16 protein-coding genes are annotated in these 18,248 nt (G+C 72.0%); 9 read left to right on the forward strand and 7 right to left on the reverse strand.

Annotated features, from left to right (window positions below; translation table 11 throughout):
* Positions 1-6 precede the first annotated feature (6 nt).
* From E0500_RS37830 to E0500_RS37855, 6 genes are all read left to right on the forward strand, one after another.
* Complete coding sequence (locus E0500_RS37830) at positions 7-594, forward strand: helix-turn-helix domain-containing protein (protein ID WP_131561927.1); 588 nt, start codon at positions 7-9, stop codon at positions 592-594.
* A 79-nt stretch (positions 595-673) separates the two neighbouring features.
* Positions 674-1,651 (forward strand): NADPH:quinone oxidoreductase family protein, encoded by a 978-nt coding sequence (locus tag E0500_RS37835; RefSeq protein ID WP_131561929.1) that lies wholly within the window; start codon positions 674-676, stop codon positions 1,649-1,651.
* A 20-nt stretch (positions 1,652-1,671) separates the two neighbouring features.
* Positions 1,672-2,856, forward strand: coding sequence for an acyl-CoA dehydrogenase family protein (locus E0500_RS37840; protein ID WP_131561931.1), 1,185 nt, complete (start codon positions 1,672-1,674; stop codon positions 2,854-2,856).
* Positions 2,857-2,915: 59 nt separating this feature from the next.
* Positions 2,916-4,001, forward strand: a complete 1,086-nt coding sequence (locus E0500_RS37845; RefSeq protein WP_309505335.1) for an acyl-CoA dehydrogenase family protein — start codon at positions 2,916-2,918, stop codon at positions 3,999-4,001.
* 244 nt (positions 4,002-4,245) lie between these two features.
* Positions 4,246-5,109 carry a phosphatidylinositol-specific phospholipase C/glycerophosphodiester phosphodiesterase family protein gene (locus tag E0500_RS37850; RefSeq protein ID WP_131561935.1) on the forward strand — a complete coding sequence of 288 codons (864 nt, stop codon included), beginning with the start codon at positions 4,246-4,248 and terminating at the stop codon, positions 5,107-5,109.
* 126 nt (positions 5,110-5,235) lie between these two features.
* On the forward strand, positions 5,236-5,430 hold the full coding sequence (locus E0500_RS37855) for a hypothetical protein (protein ID WP_131561937.1): 195 nt from the start codon (positions 5,236-5,238) through the stop codon (positions 5,428-5,430).
* Positions 5,431-5,443: 13 nt separating this feature from the next.
* Here the strand turns inward: E0500_RS37855 and E0500_RS37860 are convergent, their stop codons facing one another.
* From E0500_RS37860 to E0500_RS37890, 7 genes are all read right to left on the reverse strand, one after another.
* Entirely contained in the window at positions 5,444-6,673 is a 1,230-nt protein-coding gene (locus E0500_RS37860) for a phosphodiester glycosidase family protein (RefSeq protein ID WP_131561939.1), read from the reverse strand.
* Positions 6,674-6,749: 76 nt separating this feature from the next.
* Positions 6,750-7,082, reverse strand: a complete 333-nt coding sequence (locus E0500_RS37865) for a DUF779 domain-containing protein (RefSeq protein WP_131561953.1) — start codon at positions 7,080-7,082, stop codon at positions 6,750-6,752.
* Positions 7,083-7,255: 173 nt separating this feature from the next.
* Entirely contained in the window at positions 7,256-8,524 is a 1,269-nt protein-coding gene (locus E0500_RS37870; protein WP_131561941.1) for a glucarate dehydratase family protein, read from the reverse strand.
* Positions 8,521-9,429, reverse strand: coding sequence for a 5-dehydro-4-deoxyglucarate dehydratase (locus E0500_RS37875; protein WP_131561943.1), 909 nt, complete (start codon positions 9,427-9,429; stop codon positions 8,521-8,523). Before E0500_RS37875 ends, E0500_RS37870 begins: the two co-directional genes overlap by 4 nt.
* Before the next feature lie 464 nt (positions 9,430-9,893).
* Entirely contained in the window at positions 9,894-10,859 is a 966-nt protein-coding gene (locus tag E0500_RS37880; RefSeq protein WP_309505285.1) for a CoA ester lyase, read from the reverse strand.
* Between the two features lie 25 nt (positions 10,860-10,884).
* Positions 10,885-12,108 (reverse strand): CaiB/BaiF CoA-transferase family protein, encoded by a 1,224-nt coding sequence (locus tag E0500_RS37885; protein ID WP_131571382.1) that lies wholly within the window; start codon positions 12,106-12,108, stop codon positions 10,885-10,887.
* 56 nt (positions 12,109-12,164) lie between these two features.
* The gene (locus tag E0500_RS37890) at positions 12,165-13,187 is read right to left on the reverse strand and encodes a LysR family transcriptional regulator (protein WP_131571379.1); all 1,023 of its coding nucleotides are present in this window, start codon (positions 13,185-13,187) and stop codon (positions 12,165-12,167) included.
* A 143-nt stretch (positions 13,188-13,330) separates the two neighbouring features.
* Between E0500_RS37890 and E0500_RS37895 the strand changes: the two genes are divergently transcribed.
* The 3 genes from E0500_RS37895 to E0500_RS37905 all read left to right on the forward strand — a co-directional run bounded on the left by E0500_RS37895 (position 13,331) and on the right by E0500_RS37905 (position 18,048).
* Positions 13,331-14,644 (forward strand): CitMHS family transporter, encoded by a 1,314-nt coding sequence (locus E0500_RS37895; RefSeq protein WP_181587360.1) that lies wholly within the window; start codon positions 13,331-13,333, stop codon positions 14,642-14,644.
* A gap of 14 nt (positions 14,645-14,658) precedes the next feature.
* On the forward strand, positions 14,659-16,752 hold the full coding sequence (locus E0500_RS37900; protein ID WP_131571374.1) for a 3-hydroxybutyrate oligomer hydrolase family protein: 2,094 nt from the start codon (positions 14,659-14,661) through the stop codon (positions 16,750-16,752).
* Between the two features lie 264 nt (positions 16,753-17,016).
* The gene (locus E0500_RS37905) at positions 17,017-18,048 is read left to right on the forward strand and encodes a substrate-binding domain-containing protein (protein WP_181587361.1); all 1,032 of its coding nucleotides are present in this window, start codon (positions 17,017-17,019) and stop codon (positions 18,046-18,048) included.
* Positions 18,049-18,248 lie beyond the last annotated feature (200 nt).

Consider the following 18,248-nt stretch of genomic DNA (forward strand, 5'->3'; position numbering starts at 1 on the left):
GTTCGTATGAGTGACGACACGCACGAGGTTCTCGCCGAGGTCGGTCCCCGGCTGCGGCGCGTCCGCAAGGAGCGGGGTGCGACCCTCGCCGGTCTGTCCGAGGCAACCGGTATTTCGGTGAGTACCCTCTCGCGGCTGGAGTCCGGCCTGCGCAAGCCCAGCCTGGAACTGCTGCTGCCCATCGCCCGCGCGCATCAGGTCCCGCTGGACGAACTGGTCGGCGCCCCGCCCGTGGGTGATCCGCGGATCCGGGCCAAGCCGATCGTGATGAACGGCCGAACCCACTGGCCCCTGACCCGCCAGCCGGGCGGGCTCCAGGCGTTCAAGGTGTTCGAACCGCAGCGGAAACTCGAACCGGACCTGCGGGTGCACGAGGGCTACGAATGGATGTACGTGCTGGCCGGGAAGCTGAGGATCGTGCTGGGCGAGCACGACGTGGTGCTCGCGGCGGGGGAGGCGGCCGAGTTCGACACGCGGGTGCCGCACTGGTTCGGGTCGACGGGGGAGGGGCCGGTGGAGTTCCTCAGCCTGTTCGGGCCGCAGGGGGAGCGGATGCATGTCCGGGCGCGCCCCAAGGGGCCGGGACCAGCGTGACGGTTCCCCGACGGGCAAGCAACCGCTTAGTATGCGGGGCGACCCACGGTCAGACGACGTAGTCCCCTGGAGGCCCCTCATGCAGGCATGGCACGTGCACGAGAACGGTGAGCCGGGCGAGGTGATGCGGCTCGCCGACGTCGAGCGGCCCACGCCCGGCGACGGCCAGGTCCTGCTGAAGGTGCGCGCGGCGAACATCAACTTCCCGGACGCGCTGATGTGCCGCGGGCACTACCAGGTCAGGCCCCCGCTGCCGTTCACGCCCGGCGTGGAGATCTGCGGCGAGACCGAGGACGGGCGCCGGGTCCTCGCCAACCCCGCGCTGCCGTACGGCGGACTCGCCGAGTACACCGTCGCGGACGCCACGGCCGTACTGCCCGCGCCCGAGGTGCTCGACGACGCCGAGGCCGCCGCGCTGCACATCGGTTACCAGACGGGCTGGTTCGCTCTGCACCGCCGGGCCCGTCTTGAGGCCGGGGAGACGCTGCTCGTCCACGCTGCCGCGGGAGGAGTCGGCAGCGCGGCCGTGCAGCTCGGCAAGGCCGCGGGCGCCACCGTCATCGGTGTCGTCGGCGGGGCCGGCAAGGCGGCCGTGGCACGGGAGCTGGGCTGCGACGTCGTCGTCGACCGGCGCACCGAGGACGTCATCGCGGCGGTGAAGGGGGCCACCGGCGGACGCGGCGCCGACGTGATCTACGATCCGGTCGGCGGGGAGGCGTACACGCAGTCCACCAAGGTCGTCGCCTTCGAGGGCCGGATCGTGGTCGTCGGCTTCGCGAGCGGATCGATCCCCAGCCCGGCACTCAACCACGCCCTGGTGAAGAACTACTCGATCCTGGGCCTGCACTGGGGCCTGTACAACACCAGGAACCCGAAGCTGGTCCTGCGCTGCCACGAGCAGCTCACCGAACTGGCCGCGCGGGGCGCGATCAAACCGCTGGTCAGCGAGCGTGTGCCGCTCGGCGGGGCGGCCGGCGCCGTACAGCGGGTCGCCGACGGCGTCACCACCGGCCGGGTCGTCGTGGTCCCCGGCCCGGCCGAAGGGGGAGCGGTATGACCGACGCAAGGGGGAGCGGTATGAGCGACGCGACCGAACTGCTCCGCCGCAGCCGGGAGTTGCTGGCCGCGCACCCACCCGCCACCACCGGGCGCCTGGACTTCCTCAGGGCCCGCTTCGACGCGGGACTGGCCTGGGTGCACTACCCGGAGGGCCTCGGCGGCCTCGGCGCGCCACGCTCCCTCCAGGCCGTCGTGGACGCCGAGCTGGAGGGAGCGGGCGCCCCCGGCAACGACCCCCGGCGCATCGGTATCGGCCTCGGCATGGCCGCGCCCACCATCCTCGGCTTCGGCACGGACGAGCAGAAACGGCGCTTTCTGCGGCCCCTGTGGACCGGCGAGGAGGTCTGGTGCCAGCTCTTCAGCGAGCCGGGCGCCGGGTCCGACCTCGCCGCGCTCGGTACGCGTGCCGTGCAGGAGAGCGGGGGCGGCTGGGTGGTCAACGGGCAGAAGGTGTGGACGTCCAGCGCCCATCTGGCCCGCTGGGCGATCCTCATCGCCCGCACCGACCCGGACCTGCCCAAGCACCGGGGCATCACGTACTTCGTCTGCGACATGACCGACCCGGGCGTCGAGGTCCGGCCGCTCAGGCAGATCACGGGCGAGGCCGAGTTCAACGAGGTGTTCCTGACCGACGTACGCATCCCCGACACGCGCCGCCTCGGCGAGATCGGTGACGGCTGGCGAGTCGCACAGACCACGCTGATGAACGAGCGCGTCTCCATCGGCGGCATGCGGCTGCCGCGCGAGGGCGGCATGATCGGCCCGGTCGCCAGGACCTGGCGCGAACGCCCCGAGCTGCGCACACACGACCTCCACCAGCGACTGCTGACGCTGTGGGTCGAGGCCGAGGTCGCCCGGCTCACCGGGGAACGGCTGCGCCAGCAACTCGTCGCGGGCCAGCCCGGCCCCGAGGGCTCCGGCATGAAGCTCGCCTTCGCCCGCCTCAACCAGGAGATCAGCGGTCTGGAGGTCGAACTCCTCGGCGAGGAGGGCCTGTTCTACGACGACTGGACGATGCGGCGCCCCGAACTCGTGGACTTCACCGGCCGCGACGCCGGCTACCGATACCTGCGCTCCAAGGGCAACAGCATCGAGGGCGGGACCAGCGAGGTCCTGCTGAACATCGTCGCCGAGCGCGTCCTCGGCCTGCCCGCCGAGCCGCGCACCGACAAGGACGTCGCGTGGAAGGACCTCGCCCGATGAGCCCGTTGAGCACGGAGAGCACGGAGAGCACGGAGAGCACCGAGAGCCCTGTGGATCCTGTGGGCACGCAGCCCGACCTGCTCTACACGGAGGAGGAGGACGCGCTGCGCGCCGCCGTCCGTGATCTGCTCGACGACCACTGTCAAGCGGCGGGCGTGATCGTGCGCACCGAGTCGGCCGCTCCGCACGACCTGGAGCTGTGGAAGGCGCTCTCCCACGGCATGGGCCTCGCGGGGCTGCTGGTGCCCGAGGCGCGGGGCGGCCAGGGCGCCACGCACCGTGAAGCCGCCGTCGTGCTGGAGGAGCTGGGCCGCGCGGTCGCCCCCGTGCCATACCTCACCAGTGCCGTCGTCGCCACCGAGGCCGTGCTGGCCTGCGAGGCCGACGACCTGCTCGCCGAACTGGCGTCGGGACGCACGATCGGCGCCCTCGCCGTCGCGCTGCATGTCGCGCCGGGCGGCGCCTACAAGGTCGTCCGGTACGAAAACGCCACACTGCATGGGGAGTTGACCGCCATCGCGGACGCGGCCGTCGCCGACGTGCTGCTCGTTCCCGCCGACGACGGCGGGCTGTACGCGGTCGACGCCTCCGCTGCCACCGTCACGCCCCAGGTGTCCCTGGACCTGACGCGGCCCCTGGCGAGGGTCGTTCTCGACGGGGCGCCGGGACGTCGTCTCGGTGACGCCGAACCCGCCGTACGACGCGCCCTTCGCGCCGGAGCCGGACTGCTGGCCTCCGAACAACTCGGCCTCGCCGAATGGGCTTTGACGGAGACGGTCCGCTACCTGAAGGAGCGCAAGCAGTTCAACCGGCCCGTCGGCGGCTTCCAGGCACTCAAGCACCGCCTCGCCCAGCTGTGGCTGGAGCTCGTCAACCTGCGGGCGGCCGCCCGCAACGCCGCCGACGCCCTGGCCACCCGCAGCGACGACACCGACGTGGCGGTGGCCGTGGCCCAGGCCTACGCCGCGCCCGTCGCGGTCCACGCCGCCGAGGAGGCCCTCCAACTGCACGGCGGGATCGGCATGACGTGGGAGCATCCCGTGCACCTGTACCTCAAGCGCGCCAAGGCCGACGCGCTCGTGTACGGCACGGCCGGCGGCCACCGCGCGGCCCTGACCGAACTGGTCGACCTGCCCGCACCCTGACGTACACCTGGGAGAAGCCCGCGGAAAGCCCACGAGAAGCCCACGAGAAGCCCGCCCCACCCGGGGCGGGTCTTTTCGTGAGCTCCACACGGACGAAATGAACAGACAGTGGCAGCCCGGCCAACTCCCCGCACAGCACTGCTCTTTGGGGCGTACAGGACCCCATACTCTCCTCCAGCCCCGACTTCGCTCGACCGTGCGGGACCCCCATTCATCCCGTACGGCACTTCCAGGGAGGCAGAGCATGGCCCTCACCACCCGCCGCAGAGCCCTCACGACCCTCGGCGCCGCCCTCGCGGGTTCCGTCGCCCTCCCCGCCGCCCACGCGTGGGCGGGTGACGGGAAGCACGGCCCGCGCCCGCTGTGGCGCGCCCACGCGCACAACGACTACGAGCACCCGCGGCCCCTCCTCGACGCCCTCGACCACCGCTTCGGAAGCGTCGAGGCCGACATCTACCTCGTCGAGGGACAGCTCCTCGTCGCCCACGACCCCGAGGACCTCGACCCGTCCCGCACCCTCGAATCCCTCTACCTTGACCCGCTCGCGGCCCGGGTGAAGGCCAACCGGGGGTCCGTGTACCGCGGTCACCGAAGGCCCTTGCAGCTCCTCATCGACATCAAGACCGAGGGCTCGTCGACGTACCTGGAGCTCGACCGCCATCTGGCGTGCTACCGGCACCTGTTCACGACGTACGCGCACGGCCGCGTGTACCCGGGCCCCGTCACCGCCGTCATCTCCGGCGACCGCGCCGCCCGGCCCCCCATGGCGGCGCAGACCGTGCGCCGCGCCTTCTACGACGGCCGCCTCGCCGACCTCGGCAGCTCCGCCCCCGCGTCGTTCGTCCCGCTGATCAGCGACAACTGGACGCTCAACTTCACCTGGCAGGGCGTGGGCACGTTCCCGGAAGCCGAGCGGGCGAAGCTGCGCGACATCGTCTCCAGGGCGCACGCGCGAGGCCAGCGGATCCGCTTCTGGGCGACGCCCGACCAGCCGGGTCCGGCCCGTGACGCGCTGTGGGGCGAACTCCTCGCCGCCGGTGTCGACCACCTCAACACCGATGACCTCGCCGGACTCCAGGCGTTCCTGGACGTGCACGAGCGTCCGTAGCGTCTGTAGGGCCGCGGAAGCGGACACCACACGTTCGGAGTACACGTCAGCCGCCCGGACCAACCCTCCGCTACGCCACACTTACGGCCGAACGCCGCGAAGCGGACGTGGCGGAGGAGGTTGACGATGGCCGTTTCCATCTCGGTGGTAGTGCTGCTTCTGGTCCTGGCAGTGGTGTTCCTGCGCAATGGCGCGCTGAAGCTCTCGCACGCCGTGGTCTGCATGCTGCTCGGCTTCTACCTGGCCAGTTCGAGCATGGCCCCGACCATCCACAACGGGCTCACGGCCACGGCGGACATCGTGAGCAGCCTCAAACCGTGAGGTTCGTTGGACGCTAGGGGCGCGCGAACACCCCGATGCCGTTCGGTACGGGGCGTTCGGCGCCACCACTGGGGTGGTTCCACACGGAGACGGCGGTCGCGCCCGGTTCGCGTGCGACCAGTGTGCTCGAACCGCCGCCGTCCAGACTGAACGCGTCCGTCGCGCCCAACTGGTGCATGGTGTCGGCCACTTCGGCGATGGTGAGCCCCGTGCGGAACTCGGGCGCCCCGTCCAGGGCGAGCAGCAGCATCCGGCGCCCGCCGTTCGCGATACCGGCGGCGGTGCGCACGGCCGAGACGGTGTCGTCGAGGCCCGGCAGCGGCCGGCCGCCGCTGAGGACCGGGGAGCCACCGATCGCGAAGGTGTACGGGACGCGCGCCTTCGCGGCCACCAGCCGGTGCCGGACCGCGACCCGCTCGCCCGCCGACAGCTTGCGCAACTGCTGGGCGCCCGCCTCCCGGCCGACCAGGACGGTGGTGCCGGAGGAAATGGGGCCCCGGCCCGGGGAGTCGGTGGTCGCCACCACTCGGCCGTCGGTGACCGTCACCTCGTAGGTGTCCGTGCTGCACGGCGCCGACCGGTCCGTGTCCGTGCCGCACACCGCCCGCTCCCGGGAGACGTCGCCCCAGTCCGAGGTGAACGCGCCGATGGAACCCTCCGGCAGCGCGTACTGGTTGAGGCCGCGCAGCGGCAGGGCCCCTTCGTCCGTCCCGATCGAGCCGTCGAGCGCGAGCCGGTCGAAGCGGGCCGTGTGGTCGGTCCCGACGCCGAACACCTCCTCGGTGGTCGTGCCGGGCGGCAGGGCCGGGCCGAAGCGCTGGCCGTTCGGGACGGCGGCCTTGAGCGGGCGCCCGGCCGCGATCGCCGGGCCGACCGGCGCGCCCGTGGCCTCGACACCCGGGTGCTGCGTCTCGCTGATGTTGAAGAAGTCGCCGTTGACCCCCGCTACGGCACCCGCCGTGTCGGCGAGCCGCGAGACGGGGGCCCGTGCCGCCACGACCCCGGGGTACAGGAGACCGACCCGTACGTGCGGGGCGCGCAGATCGACGCTCAGCACATGGGCGTGCGCCACACCTTTCGCCGCCACGATGTCGAAGTCGGTGTACTCGACGCCCGGCGCGACCTCGGTGGCGGCGGACGCGGCACTGGCCGGCGCCGCGCCCACGAGGGCGGCACCGGCCAGTACGTTCCAGACCGCGAGAACCGTCAGTGCCGTTCTGAACCGTCCGATCCGACGCGTCACGGCGCCCCCCTGATGTCTCGTCAACTGTCCCAGCAGTCAAGGGCAGTGCACCAGACGGCGGGCGCCGTGTCGGTGGCTAGGCGCCGACGACTCGGGAACGGATCAGAAAACGCACTCCTTCGGGTGCCTCCAGGGAGAAGCCACTGCCCCGGCCCTCGACGACGTCGACGATGAGCCGTGTGTGGCTCCACACCTCGTACTGGTTCCGCGACATCCAGAACGACACCGGCTCGTCCACGCCCTCGACCTCCAACTCGGCCAGCAGCACGTCCGAGCCGCCCGTACGGAACTCGCCCTCCGGGTAGCACATCGGCGCGCTGCCGTCACAGCAGCCGCCCGACTGGTGGAACATCAGCGGCCCGTGAGCGGCACGCAGCCGCCGGACGAGGTCGGCGGCCGCGGGGGTCAGTTCGACGCGGGGGACGACGTCGGTCTGCGGGGTGGCCTGCGGGGCGGTCTGTGGGGTGGTTCCCTGGGCGGTCTCCGGTTCGGTCACGGGGCATCACTCCTCGGGTCGGCGGGTCCAGCCAACCCGCAGTCACGTTGCACCGAGGTTGCACGTCCCCGCCTGCCCGGCACGGGTCACCAGCGGGGGAGCCTCAGCTCGTAGTCGGGCTGGATACGGCGCATGTAGCCGGTGTCGTCGCGGCCTCGCATCCCGGAGTCCAGGTAGAGACGGTGGAGGCGGTCGAGGGCCTCGTGGTCGAGCTCCACGCCGAGGCCGGGACCCGTGGGGACCGCGACCGCTCCGTCGCGCAGTTCCAGGGCACCAGGGACGATCACGTCGTCGGCCGAGTTCCACGGGTAGTGCGTGTCGCAGGAGTGGTCGAGGTTGGGGATGGTCGCGGCGACGTGGGTCATCGCGGCGAGGCTGATGCCCAGGTGCGAGTTGGAGTGCATCGACAGCGCGATGCCGAACACCTCGCAGACCGCGGCCAGTTCGCGGGTACGCCGCAGCCCGCCCCAGTAGTGGTGGTCCGTGAGGAGCACCTGGATCGCGTTCTGCTCGATCGCGGGCTTCAGGTGCTCCCAGGCGACCACGCACATGTTGGTGGCCAGCGGCATCGGGGAGTCCTGTGCGACCTCGGCCATGCCGGGGATCGTCGGGGTCGGGTCCTCCAGGTACTCAAGGACACCGTCGAGTTCGCGGGCGACGTACTTCGACGTCTCCACCGTCCACGCCGTGTTCGGGTCCAGGCGCAGCGGCCGGCCGGGGAACGCCTCCGCGAGGGCCCGGACGGCGGCGATCTCCTCGTCCGGCGGGAACACCCCGCCCTTCAGCTTGAACGAGCGGAAGCCGTACCGCTGCTGCATCAGCCGGGCCTGCTCGACGACGCCCGCCGGGTCGAGGGCCTCGCCCCAGTCGTCGCCCACGGCCGGGCGGCCGTCCAGCGCCGGGTGCTCGGCCCACTTGTAGAACAGGTAGGCGGCGAACGGTACCGAGTCGCGGACCGTGCCTCCCAGCAGATCGCTGACCGGGCGCCCGAGCAGCTTGCCCTGCGCGTCGAGGCAGGCCACCTCGACGGCCGAGGTGGTCCAGCCGCGCTCGTGGGAACTGGGCACGGTGGGCAGGAGTGCGGCGTCGATCGCGGCGGAGACGGCGGTCGTGTCGAAGACGTCCATGCCGACGACTTCCTTCGCGGCGGTCAGGAGCCGTTCCAGGCGTACCTCGCCGCCCGTCGACTCGCCGAGGCCCACCGTGCCGTCCTCCAGGACGAGCTGGAGGACGCAGCGCAGTGCGAGCGGCTCGTGGACGCCGGTCGCGTTGAGCAGGGGCGGGTCGCGGAAGGCGATCGGGGTGACGACCAGTTCGCGGATACGGGTCCCAGGGGTCCCCAGGGTGCTGCTCATGCGTGAATCGCCTCCAGACCGCGGTCGATCAGTTTCGTCAGCCGGGCCATGTGCTCCGGCGTGGGGTCGAGCAGGGGTGCCCGTACGCCGCCGACGTCCAGGCCACGGAGGGTCACTCCGGCCTTGACCAGCGAGACGGCATATCCGGGGACCTCGTCGCGGAGCTCGACGAGAGGCCCGTAGAACTCGTCCAGCAGCGTCGCGACCAGCGTGTCGTCGCCCTCGGTCAGGGCGCGGTGGAACGCCGTCGCGATCTCGGGGGCGAAGGCGAACACCGCGGAGGAGTACAGCTCGACGCCGATCCCGCGGTAGGCGGGTGCGGTCATCTCGGCGGTGGGCAGGCCGTTGAAGAACTGGAAGTCCTCGGTGCCCGGTACGGCACGTACCGCCCGGACGATGCGGTGCATGCGCTCGATGTCGCCGAGGCCGTCCTTGAGGCCGGCGACCGACGGCAGCGCGGCGATCTCGGCGGCGGTGGCCTCGGTGAGCCGGGCCGTGCCGCGCTGGTAGAAGACGACCGGCAGGCTCGTGGCCGCCGTCACCTCTCTCACGTACCGGACCAGGCCCTGTTGCGGTGCGTTCACCAGGTACGGCGGCAGCAGCAGAATGCCGTCGGCGCCGGCGCGTTCAATGCGGGTGGCGTGGTCGCGTGCGACCGGTACGGGGCCGCCCGCGGCGGCGAGGACGGGTGTGCGCCCAGCGGTCGTGGTGACCGCGACATGCGTGGCCCGTTCGATCTCGTCGGCGGACAGCGCGTGGAACTCACCGGTGCCGCAGGCGACGAAGACGGCCCCCGCACCTGCCGTCACGCCGGACTCGATGTGCTGGGCGAGCCGTTCCTCGTCCAGCGAGCCGTCCGCGGCGAACGGCGTGACCGGGAAGAACAGCACTCCTTGGAACTTCATGTCTCCCTCATACGCGGTAGGGCCCTTCGCGACACGGGCGCGTCCACGTATATGAACTAGCTTCACGAATCTAAATGACCGGAGGCAAGCTAAGACTTCGATTCAGTCACGTGTCAAGGCGCGTCCGAGATCTTTGGGTTTCGCCCCCGCCGCCCCTACCCATTCCCGTCCACTGGGGCTGCCGCCCCAGACCCCCGCTCATCGGCCTGAACGGCCTCGTCCTCAAACGCCGGACGGGCTGAATACCCAGCCCCTCCGGCGTTTGAGGAGCGGGGGTCCAGGGGGCGGAGCCCGTGGCGGGGTTGAAGGGGCGGAGCCCCTGGGGATGGGACGGGTAGGGGCGGCGGGGGCGAACAACCCGGCAACCCGCCCCCGCCCCCTGCAACCCGTCAGCCTGGGCGAGGCCGGCGCCGTCGTAGACCGTCGCCGCGGAGACCCGGGTGGGTGGCCGCTCGGCCCCCGCCCTACGCTCCCGCGCTTCCGGACACGCCGCGATGCCGCGCGAGAACGTCGCGGGACGCCGCCGCCATCGCCTCGTCGATCATGCGGCCCTCGAAGCGGATCGCGCCGGAACCCTCGGCCTGGGCCTTCTCCACGGCGGCGATCAGCCGTTCGTGGCGCGCGAGTTCGTCCTCGCCCGGAGAGAACACGTCGTTGACGATGGCGACGTGCGACGGGTGGATCACCATCATTCCCTCGTAACCGAGCGCTCGGTTCTGCTCGGCGAAGCGGCGCAGGCCCGCGAGGTCGGCTAGGTCGGCCCACAGACCGGACACCGGGTGCGGGGAACCCGCGGCGCGGGCGTCGAGGAGGACGCGGGCGCGGAGTTCATGGGTCTCCGTGCCGTCGGCGCTCCACCGGTAGCCGACGGCACGCTCGACGTCGCCCCCCGGCGCGGTCAACGCGCCGAGGTGGGCCACGCGGGCGGCGGCCCGGCCGATGTCGTACGCCTCCCGCAGCGCACGTGCCGTCTCCAGGAGCGGGACGAGCGCGAAGTGCCCCTTGGGTAGGCCGTGTTCGTGCTCGCACCAGGAGAGGAGACGGTCGGCAAGCCGAATGTCGTCGGCGCTCGACACCTTGGGCAGCACGATGCCGTACAGGCCGGGGCGGGCCACCGCGCGCAGTTCGTCGGCGCTCGCCCAACCAGCCGTGGTGTTCAGTGCGTTGACCCGGACGAGGAGCCGCATTCCGCGGTCGTACGACCGGGACACGGCCTCGGCCACCTCCGCCCGCGCCGCCGCCTTCGCGTCGTCCGGTACCGCGTCCTCCAGGTCCAGGATCGCCGCGTCGGCGCCCGCCGCCTCGGCCTTGGCGAGCCAGCCCGTGCGGTTGCCGGGGACGAAGAGGAGCGATCGCAGCGGGGCACGGGCGGGTACGCGACCGTCGTACGACCCCTCGGCCCCCACCTCACCGCTCGCCCTGGTCCGCACCTCGTTCCTCACCTCACTCCCCGCCTCAGATGACACCCGACTCCTCCAGCTTCGCCCGCCGCTTGTCGTCGATGCCGAGCCACTCGCCGTAGACGAGGTCGTTGTCCGCGCCGAGCGCCGGGCCGGTGCGCCACACCGCGCCGGGGGCCTGGCGGAAGTGCGGGATCACCGCCTGCATGCGTACGGGGCCGAGGTCGGGGTCGTCCACGGTGATGATGTCCTCGCGTTCGGCGTACACGGGGTCCGCGGCGATGTCCGCGGCGTCGAAGACGCGGGAGGCCACCACCTCGGCGCGCTCGAACTCCGCGAGGCACTCGGCGGTGGGACGCTCGGCGATCCAGGCGCGCAGGCCCTCGTCGAGGCGTTCGCGGCTGGCGTGCTGCTGCTCGGTCGTGGCGAACGCCTCGTCCGGCAGGCCCAGCAGCCGGGCCACGTTGCGTACGGACCGCAGGGTGGCGGAGGTGACGGTCAGCCAGTCGCCGTCGCGACTGCGGTAGGTGTTGATGACGGCGGCCGGGGCCACAGCCAGCTGGTTGCCCGCGCGCATCGGGGCGTCGCCCAACTGGTCGTGAGCGATCACCTGCCACTCCACCAGCCGGAACAGCGGCTCGAAGAGCGCGAGGTCGATCCACTCGCCGTCGAACTCCGGGTCCGTGGCGCGGCGGTGCAGGGCGGCCAGGATCGCGTACGCGCCCATCAGTCCGGTCACGGCGTCCCCGTGCGAGAAGCCGGTGTGCACGGGCGGCCCGTCCGGGAAGCCGGTCAGGTGCACCACCCCGCTGCGGGCCTCGCCCATCTTGCCGAAGCCGGGGGCGTCCGCCCGCGACGAGGTGGCGCCGAAGCCGGAGATCTGCAGCAGTACGGCCTTCGGGTTGAGCGCGTGGACCGCCTCCCAGTCCAGGCCCCAGCTGCGCAGCCGCCCGGCCCGCAGGGTCACGATGACCACATCGGCCCAGGCCACCAGGTCCCGGGCGACTTCCCGGCCCTCCTCGCGGTGCAGGTCCAGCGTCACCGACCGCTTGTTGCGGCCCGCGACCTTGAACCAGAGGGGGACCCCGTCCCGTTTCGGCCCCATCGCCCGCGCCGCGTCCCCCGCGCCGGGCGGCTCCACGTGCACCACGTCCGCCCCCTGGTCGGCGAGCATCGCCCCGGCGAGCGGTCCGGCCACGACGTGGGCGAACTCCACCACCTTCAGGCCCGTCAACTGTCCCTGCCGTGCGCTGCCGCGCTCGTCGTTGCGGTCGTCCATGCAGTTCAGGCTGCGGGGTGGGTCGTATGCGCGTCCAGCAAGGAACGGGGATCAATTCATGCGGATACCGCATCGGTCGGCGGGGGCGGCGTCCCCGCGCGGCCGGAGGGAGCCGGGGCCTCCCTGCGGCCGGAAGGAGCCGGGGCCTCCTCCGACTCCCACGAGACCCCCTTCGGCAGCTCGTGGCCCGAGGCCCGGAACTCGTCCAGCTGTTCCAGGAAGGCGCGCGCCCCGGGCGGCAGGCTGCGCCGTACCGGCAGGACGACGTACAACTGCCGCTCCACCACCGGGTCCACCAGCGGGCGCCGTACCCACTTTCCGGGCGCCACCAGCGGGTGCACGAGCGCGGGCATGGCCGAGACCCCGAGTCCGGCGGCGACCAGGCCGCCGACCGTGGCCACGCTCCCGGCCTCGGCCGCGGGACTGGCCTCGACGCCCGCCTGCGCGAACGCCGCGTCGGTGATGCGGCGCACGCTGGAGTCCGTGCCCACCGCCAGGAAGGGCTCGCCGCCCAGTTCCTGCCAGGTCACCTCGTCCCGCTCGGCCAGCGGATGCCCCTCGGGCAGCACGGCGTCGAAACGGTCCCGGACCAGCGGCCGGAGTTCGATGCCGGGGGTGCGGGGGCGGGCCACCGTCGTCACCGCGAAGTCGGCGTCCCCGTCCACGACCCGTTCCAGGACGAAGCGTTCCAGGCCGTCCAGGATGCGTATGGTCACCTCCGGGCGGCGGTCCCGGAAGGCCGAGATCACCGGGGGCAGCAGGACGGCGGCGGGGGAGGGCAGTGTCGCCAGCGCCACCGTGCCGCGTTCACCGGTCACGTACCGGCCGAGCTGGGCGAGCCCGGCGCGATGGGTGGCGAGGATCTGGTCCGCCACGCGCAGCGCCTCCGCGCCCGCCGGAGTGAGCTGCACGTTACGGGTGTCGCGCTCCAGCAGCCGCATGCCGAGTGTGCGTTCCAGGTCGGCGACCGCCCGGCTCAGCGACGACTGGGACACGTGCATCTCGGCGGCGGCCGCGGTGAAGCTCACGGCCCGGGCCACCGCGGCGTAGGCGGCGAGCTGGCGCAGGGTGACGTCCATGGCCGGGAGCGTAGGCGTGTCGGCCGCCGTAGGGAACTGATGCGCTAAACGCATGGACAGATCTGTGTTCAATGCTGGACGCGGATCTTTCACCGCTCCGAAACTCATCGGCAACACCGGCCGGACTAGGAAGTGGGCGGATCATGCTGGCGGCACTGGGCTTCTGTACCATCGGGGGTTTCCTGCTCCTGACCATGACCAAACGCGTGTCCGTCCTGGTGGCCCTGGTGCTGTTGCCGGTGCTCGCCGCGCTGGGGAGCGGGCACGCCGACGAGATCGGGCCGATGGCGCTCAAGGGGCTGACCCAGGTCGCGCCCACCGGCATCATGATCGCGTTCGCGGTCCTGTACTTCAGCCTGATGATCGACGCCGGGCTCTTCGAACCCCTGATCCGCGCCATCCTCAAGGCGGCCAAGGGAGATCCCGTACGTATCGCGGTGGGCACGGCCGTGCTCACCATCTGTGTCGCGCTCGACGGGGACGGCGCCTCGACGTTCCTCATCACCGTCTCGGCCCTGCTGCCCGTCTACCGGCGCCTCGGGATGAGCCGTCTGGTGCTCGCCGGAATCGTCTGTCTCGGCGCGGGCCTGATGAACCTGGTGCCCTGGGGCGGCCCGACCGCACGCGCGGCCGCCGCCCTGAAGCTCGACACGTCCGACATCATCACGCCCCTGCTGCCCGCCTTGGGCGCGGGCATCGCGTGGGTGCTGTTCGCCGCGTACCTCATCGGCCGCCGGGAACGTCGCAGGCTCGGCGAACTGGCGCCCGAGGAGCGCACCGAGGTCCCGGAACCGGTGGGCGACGGCCCCGGCACACCCCGTGTGACGGCCGCCCGGCACCCCGCGCTGACTGTCTTCAACCTGGTGCTGACCCTCACTCTGCTGGTCCTGCTCGTCCTCGAAACCATGCCGCTGCCCGTGCTGTTCGTGCTCGCCTTCGTCATCGCGCTGCTCGTCAACCATCCGCGCTGGGAGGACCAGCAGGCCCTGCTGGAGAAGCACAGCAAGAGCGTCGTGCTCGTCACCTCCATGATCTTCGCGGCAGGTGTGTTCACCGGCATCCTCGGCGGCACGGGAATGATCGGGGAGATGGCCGAGGCGATGGTCGGCGTCATCCCCGACGGACTCGGCGGGCACCTGCCGGTCCTCGTCGCCGTCACCAGCATGCCGCTCAGCCTCGTCTTCACCCCCGACGCCTACTACTTCGGCATCCTGCCCGTGCTCGCCGGAACCGCCGACGCCTTCGGCACCGACAGCGCCGAGATGGCCCGCGCCGCCGTCCTCGGCCAGATGACGACCGGCTTCCCGCTCAGCCCGCTCACGGCGTCCACGTTCATCCTCGTCGGCATGACCGGCGTACAACTCGGCGAACACCAGCGCTTCATCTTCCGCTGGGCTTTCGGCACGACGCTCGTGATGACGGCGGCGGCACTCGCCACGGGTGCGCTGCCGCTGTGAGGAGGACCCCACCCATGCCCCGCAGACTTCCGCTGCTGCTCGCCTGCGCCCTGGCGGTCACCGCCGCCCCGATCGCCACGGCCGCGCCGGCCGTGGCCGCACCCTCGCCTCAACTTCCGCCCTATATAACGGAGTTGACGTCCACACGGTACGACGGTCGCGGCGATGACCTGCTCACCGGTGGCCTCGGCTTCGCAGGACTCCGCGCCACCACGCCTCCCGGCTTCGCCGATCCGGACCACCCGACGCCCGCCGAACTGCGCCGCCGTGCCCTGTGGACCTCCGCCGGACTGTCTGCGGGCGACGGCGGCGGCCTCGGGCGGCTGTACGGGGCGAACGTCGACCGCGGGCGGCCCGTGCCCGGGGACGGCAAGGTCGCGGGCACCGAGTACCACGCGGTGGCGGGCCGGGGCGCGCGCAGTGTGAGCTTCGTCGTCCAGGTGCCCGACGCCTTCGACCGGGCCCGCCCGTGCGTGGTCGCCGCGCCCGCCTCCGGACTGGGCGGTGTGTACAACATGGTGGGCACGGCCGGGGCGTGGGCCCTGCACCGGCGCTGCGCCGTCGCCTACACCGACAAGGGCATGGGGCCCGCCTTCGACGACCTGCACTCCGGGACCGTGATGGCGTACGACGGCACCACCGGGCCCCGGACGGGCGTAGGCGGCCGCGCCGCCTTCGACGCCGGCCTCAGCGCGGCGGAACGGGCGCGGTTCGACGCCGAGCGCCCCTACCGGGTCGCGTACAAGATGGCGCACAGCGGCACCGATCCGCAGGCCACCTGGGGTCGTGACGTGCTGTGGTCCGTGGAACTGACGCTCGCCCTGCTGAACCGTGACCACCGCCGGGGAGCACCCGCCGCCGGCTACACCCCGGCCACCACCACCGTCCTCGCCACCGGGATCTCCAACGGCGGTGGCGCCGCGATCGCCGCGGGCGAGGACGACCGGCACGGTCTCGTCGACGCCGTCGTGGCCTCCGAGCCGCAGATGAACCTCGCCCCGCTGAACGGCGTCGAGGTCCGCGAGGGTGACCGGCGCGTACCCGCCGCGGGACTGCCGCTGCTCCAGTACAACTCCGTGGCCTCCCTGCTCCAGCCGTGCGCGGCTCTCACCGAGCCGGCCGCTCCCGGGTACGGAAACCTGGACCCGGCCGCCGCGCGGCGCCGCTGCGCCGCCCTGGTCGGCGACGACCCCCGCCTGATCACGCGCCGCGACGCCGCCCGGGCGGGCCAGGACGGACTGCCCCGACTCGCCCAGGAAGCGCTCGTCCGTGTCGGTTTCCAACCGCAATCCTCCTACCTGCAGGCGGCCCACTACGACCCGGGGACCCCCGCCTCGTACGCCATGAGCTTCGCCCGCGCCTCGGTCACCGACTCGCTGTGCGGCTACGGCTGGGCCCGCACCGACTCCTCGGGCAGGCCCGCCCCGTACAGCAGGGCGGAACTCGCCGCCGCGTTCGCCACCAGTCCGGGCCGGGCCCCCGCGCCCGGCGTGCTGATCGACGAGAACTCGCCGGGCGGGCCCGTCGCCGATGCCAAGTCCCTGGGGCCGGACGGCACGCACGAGTACAACCTGCGCGGCGAGCGCTGCGTCCTCCGTCTTGCCTTCCCGCGTGCGAACGCCCCGAGCGAGGAGCGGGCGTGGGCGCGCAGGGTCGCCGAAGGACTGGACGCCACCCGCCGCACCGGCGACCTGCACGGCAAGCCCACGCTGGTCGTCCACGGCCGAGACGACGCCCGCGTCCCCGTCAACCACAGCTCACGCCCGTACCTGGGCCTCAACTCCCAGGCGGAGCAAGGGCACGGCACGGTGAGCTATGTGGAGGTCACCCACGCCCATCACGCCGACTCGACCGCACCCGGGTACGACAACCGGTACGTGCCCCTCGGGTTCTACTATCAGCAGGCCCTGGACCTGATGTGGCAACGGCTGCGCGACGGCACGCCCCTGCCGCCCAGCCAGGTCGTGCGCACCACACCCCGGGGCGGCGAGCCCGGCCGGGCTCCGGCTCTGACGACCGCCAACGTCCCGCCCGTCGCGGCCACTCCGGCCACCGCAGACCGGATCAGGGTGAGCGGCGGCACGGTACGGATTCCGGACAGAGGGTGAAGCGGGGGGCCGGGGCGCGGCCGTGGGCAACGTGGGCCACTCGCGCCTGGAATGTCACAGTAGACGACAGTGGCACATGCCAGAGGGAATCCCGTGAGGCCAGAGAGCTGGCCGGGCTCTGTCATCCCAGTTGATTGGTCACTTGACTACCAGGCGTCACACACGGTTGGCTCACGGCCAGTGAAAGCCTGAAAGCCGACACGCGTCACTCGGTGCGCGTGTCGGCTTTGCCCTCCCCTTTCCTCCGCTCGGTCGCACAGCGAGGTGCCACACCTTCATGAACACGTCCCCCACCCCCACGGTTCGACCAGACACCCCCGCGCCACGGCCCTGGCGTCCGCCGTGGTCGTCGTCGGCCTCCTCACGGCAGGCTGCTCCGGATCCGGCGGGTCGGCCTCCGACAGCGCCGACACGGCGGGCAAGGCGGGCACAGCCCGGATCAAGGTGGCGATGATCACCCACGGGGCCGAGGGCGACGAGTTCTGGGAGCGTGTGAAGAAGGGCGCGGAAGCCGCGGCCGCCAAGGGCAACATCGAGCTGACGTACGCCAGCGACGCCGACCCGGCGGGGCAGGCCGGGCTGGTGCGCGACGCGATCGGCGAGCGCGTCGACGGCATAGCCGTCACCCTCGCCAGGCCGGACGCCATGAAGGCCGCCGTCGACCAGGCCCAGGCGGCCGGCATACCGGTGGTCGGCCTCAACTCCGGTATCGACGCCTGGCGGTCACAGGGCCTGCTGGAGTACTTCGGCCAGGACGAGAGCGTCGCCGGCCGCGCCCTCGGCGACAAGCTGGACGACCTGAAGGCCAAGCGCGCCCTGTGCGTCGTCCACGAGCGCGGCAACGTCGCCGTGGAGGCCCGCTGCGCCGGAGTGAAGAAGACCTTCAGCGGCCAGACCGAGAACCTCTACGTCGACGGAACCAACATGGACGCCGTGACCTCCGTCATCGCCGCGAAGCTCAGGCAGGACTCCGGTATCGACGAAGTCATCCTCAACGGCGCCCAGTTCGCGCTCGCCGCCGTCGACTCGGTGAAGGAGTCCGGCAGCAAGGCGAAGATCGCCACGTTCGACCTGAACGACGACCTCGTGAAGGCCGTGCAGGACGGAAAGGTGCAGTTCGCGGTGGACCAGCAGCCCTATCTGCAGGGCTACCTCGCGGTCGACGCGCTCTGGCTCTACAGGTTCAACGGCAACGTCAGCGGCGGCGGAGAGGCCCCGGTGCTCACCGGCCCCGCCTTCGTCACGAAACAGAATGTCGAGAAGGTCGCGAAGTTCGCGGCGAACGGGACCCGCTGATCCTGTTCCGCGAGATAACGTCCGCGAGATAACAGGGACGCCACGGTTTTGGCCCCTCACCATGCGTGCGATCACTTGTACGGATAGCATTCTGGCCATCCCCTGTGCGTAACCGGACACGCGGCCACCCACCGCGCTCGTCCCCCTGAGCCCCTCCCTCCCCGACCGTTTCTCCCCAATCACCCCCCCGATCACGTCAA

This window comes from Streptomyces sp. KM273126 (assembly GCF_004337435.2).
GTDB classification, from domain to species: domain Bacteria; phylum Actinomycetota; class Actinomycetes; order Streptomycetales; family Streptomycetaceae; genus Streptomyces; species Streptomyces acidicola.

What these genes read in the sequence shown, in the direction of transcription:
- E0500_RS37830 (WP_131561927.1), top strand. Translation starts at nt 7, where the DNA reads ATGAGTGACGACACGCACGAGGTTCTCGCCGAGGTCGGTCCCCGGCTG.
- E0500_RS37835 (WP_131561929.1), top strand. Translation starts at nt 674, where the DNA reads ATGCAGGCATGGCACGTGCACGAGAACGGTGAGCCGGGCGAGGTGATG.
- E0500_RS37840 (WP_131561931.1), top strand. Translation starts at nt 1,672, where the DNA reads ATGAGCGACGCGACCGAACTGCTCCGCCGCAGCCGGGAGTTGCTGGCC.
- E0500_RS37850 (WP_131561935.1), top strand. Translation starts at nt 4,246, where the DNA reads ATGGCCCTCACCACCCGCCGCAGAGCCCTCACGACCCTCGGCGCCGCC.
- E0500_RS37855 (WP_131561937.1), top strand. Translation starts at nt 5,236, where the DNA reads ATGGCCGTTTCCATCTCGGTGGTAGTGCTGCTTCTGGTCCTGGCAGTG.
- E0500_RS37870 (WP_131561941.1), bottom strand. Translation starts at nt 8,524, where the DNA reads ATGAGCAGCACCCTGGGGACCCCTGGGACCCGTATCCGCGAACTGGTC.
- E0500_RS37875 (WP_131561943.1), bottom strand. Translation starts at nt 9,429, where the DNA reads ATGAAGTTCCAAGGAGTGCTGTTCTTCCCGGTCACGCCGTTCGCCGCG.
- E0500_RS37885 (WP_131571382.1), bottom strand. Translation starts at nt 12,108, where the DNA reads ATGGACGACCGCAACGACGAGCGCGGCAGCGCACGGCAGGGACAGTTG.
- E0500_RS37890 (WP_131571379.1), bottom strand. Translation starts at nt 13,187, where the DNA reads ATGGACGTCACCCTGCGCCAGCTCGCCGCCTACGCCGCGGTGGCCCGG.
- E0500_RS37895 (WP_181587360.1), top strand. Translation starts at nt 13,331, where the DNA reads ATGCTGGCGGCACTGGGCTTCTGTACCATCGGGGGTTTCCTGCTCCTG.
- E0500_RS37900 (WP_131571374.1), top strand. Translation starts at nt 14,659, where the DNA reads ATGCCCCGCAGACTTCCGCTGCTGCTCGCCTGCGCCCTGGCGGTCACC.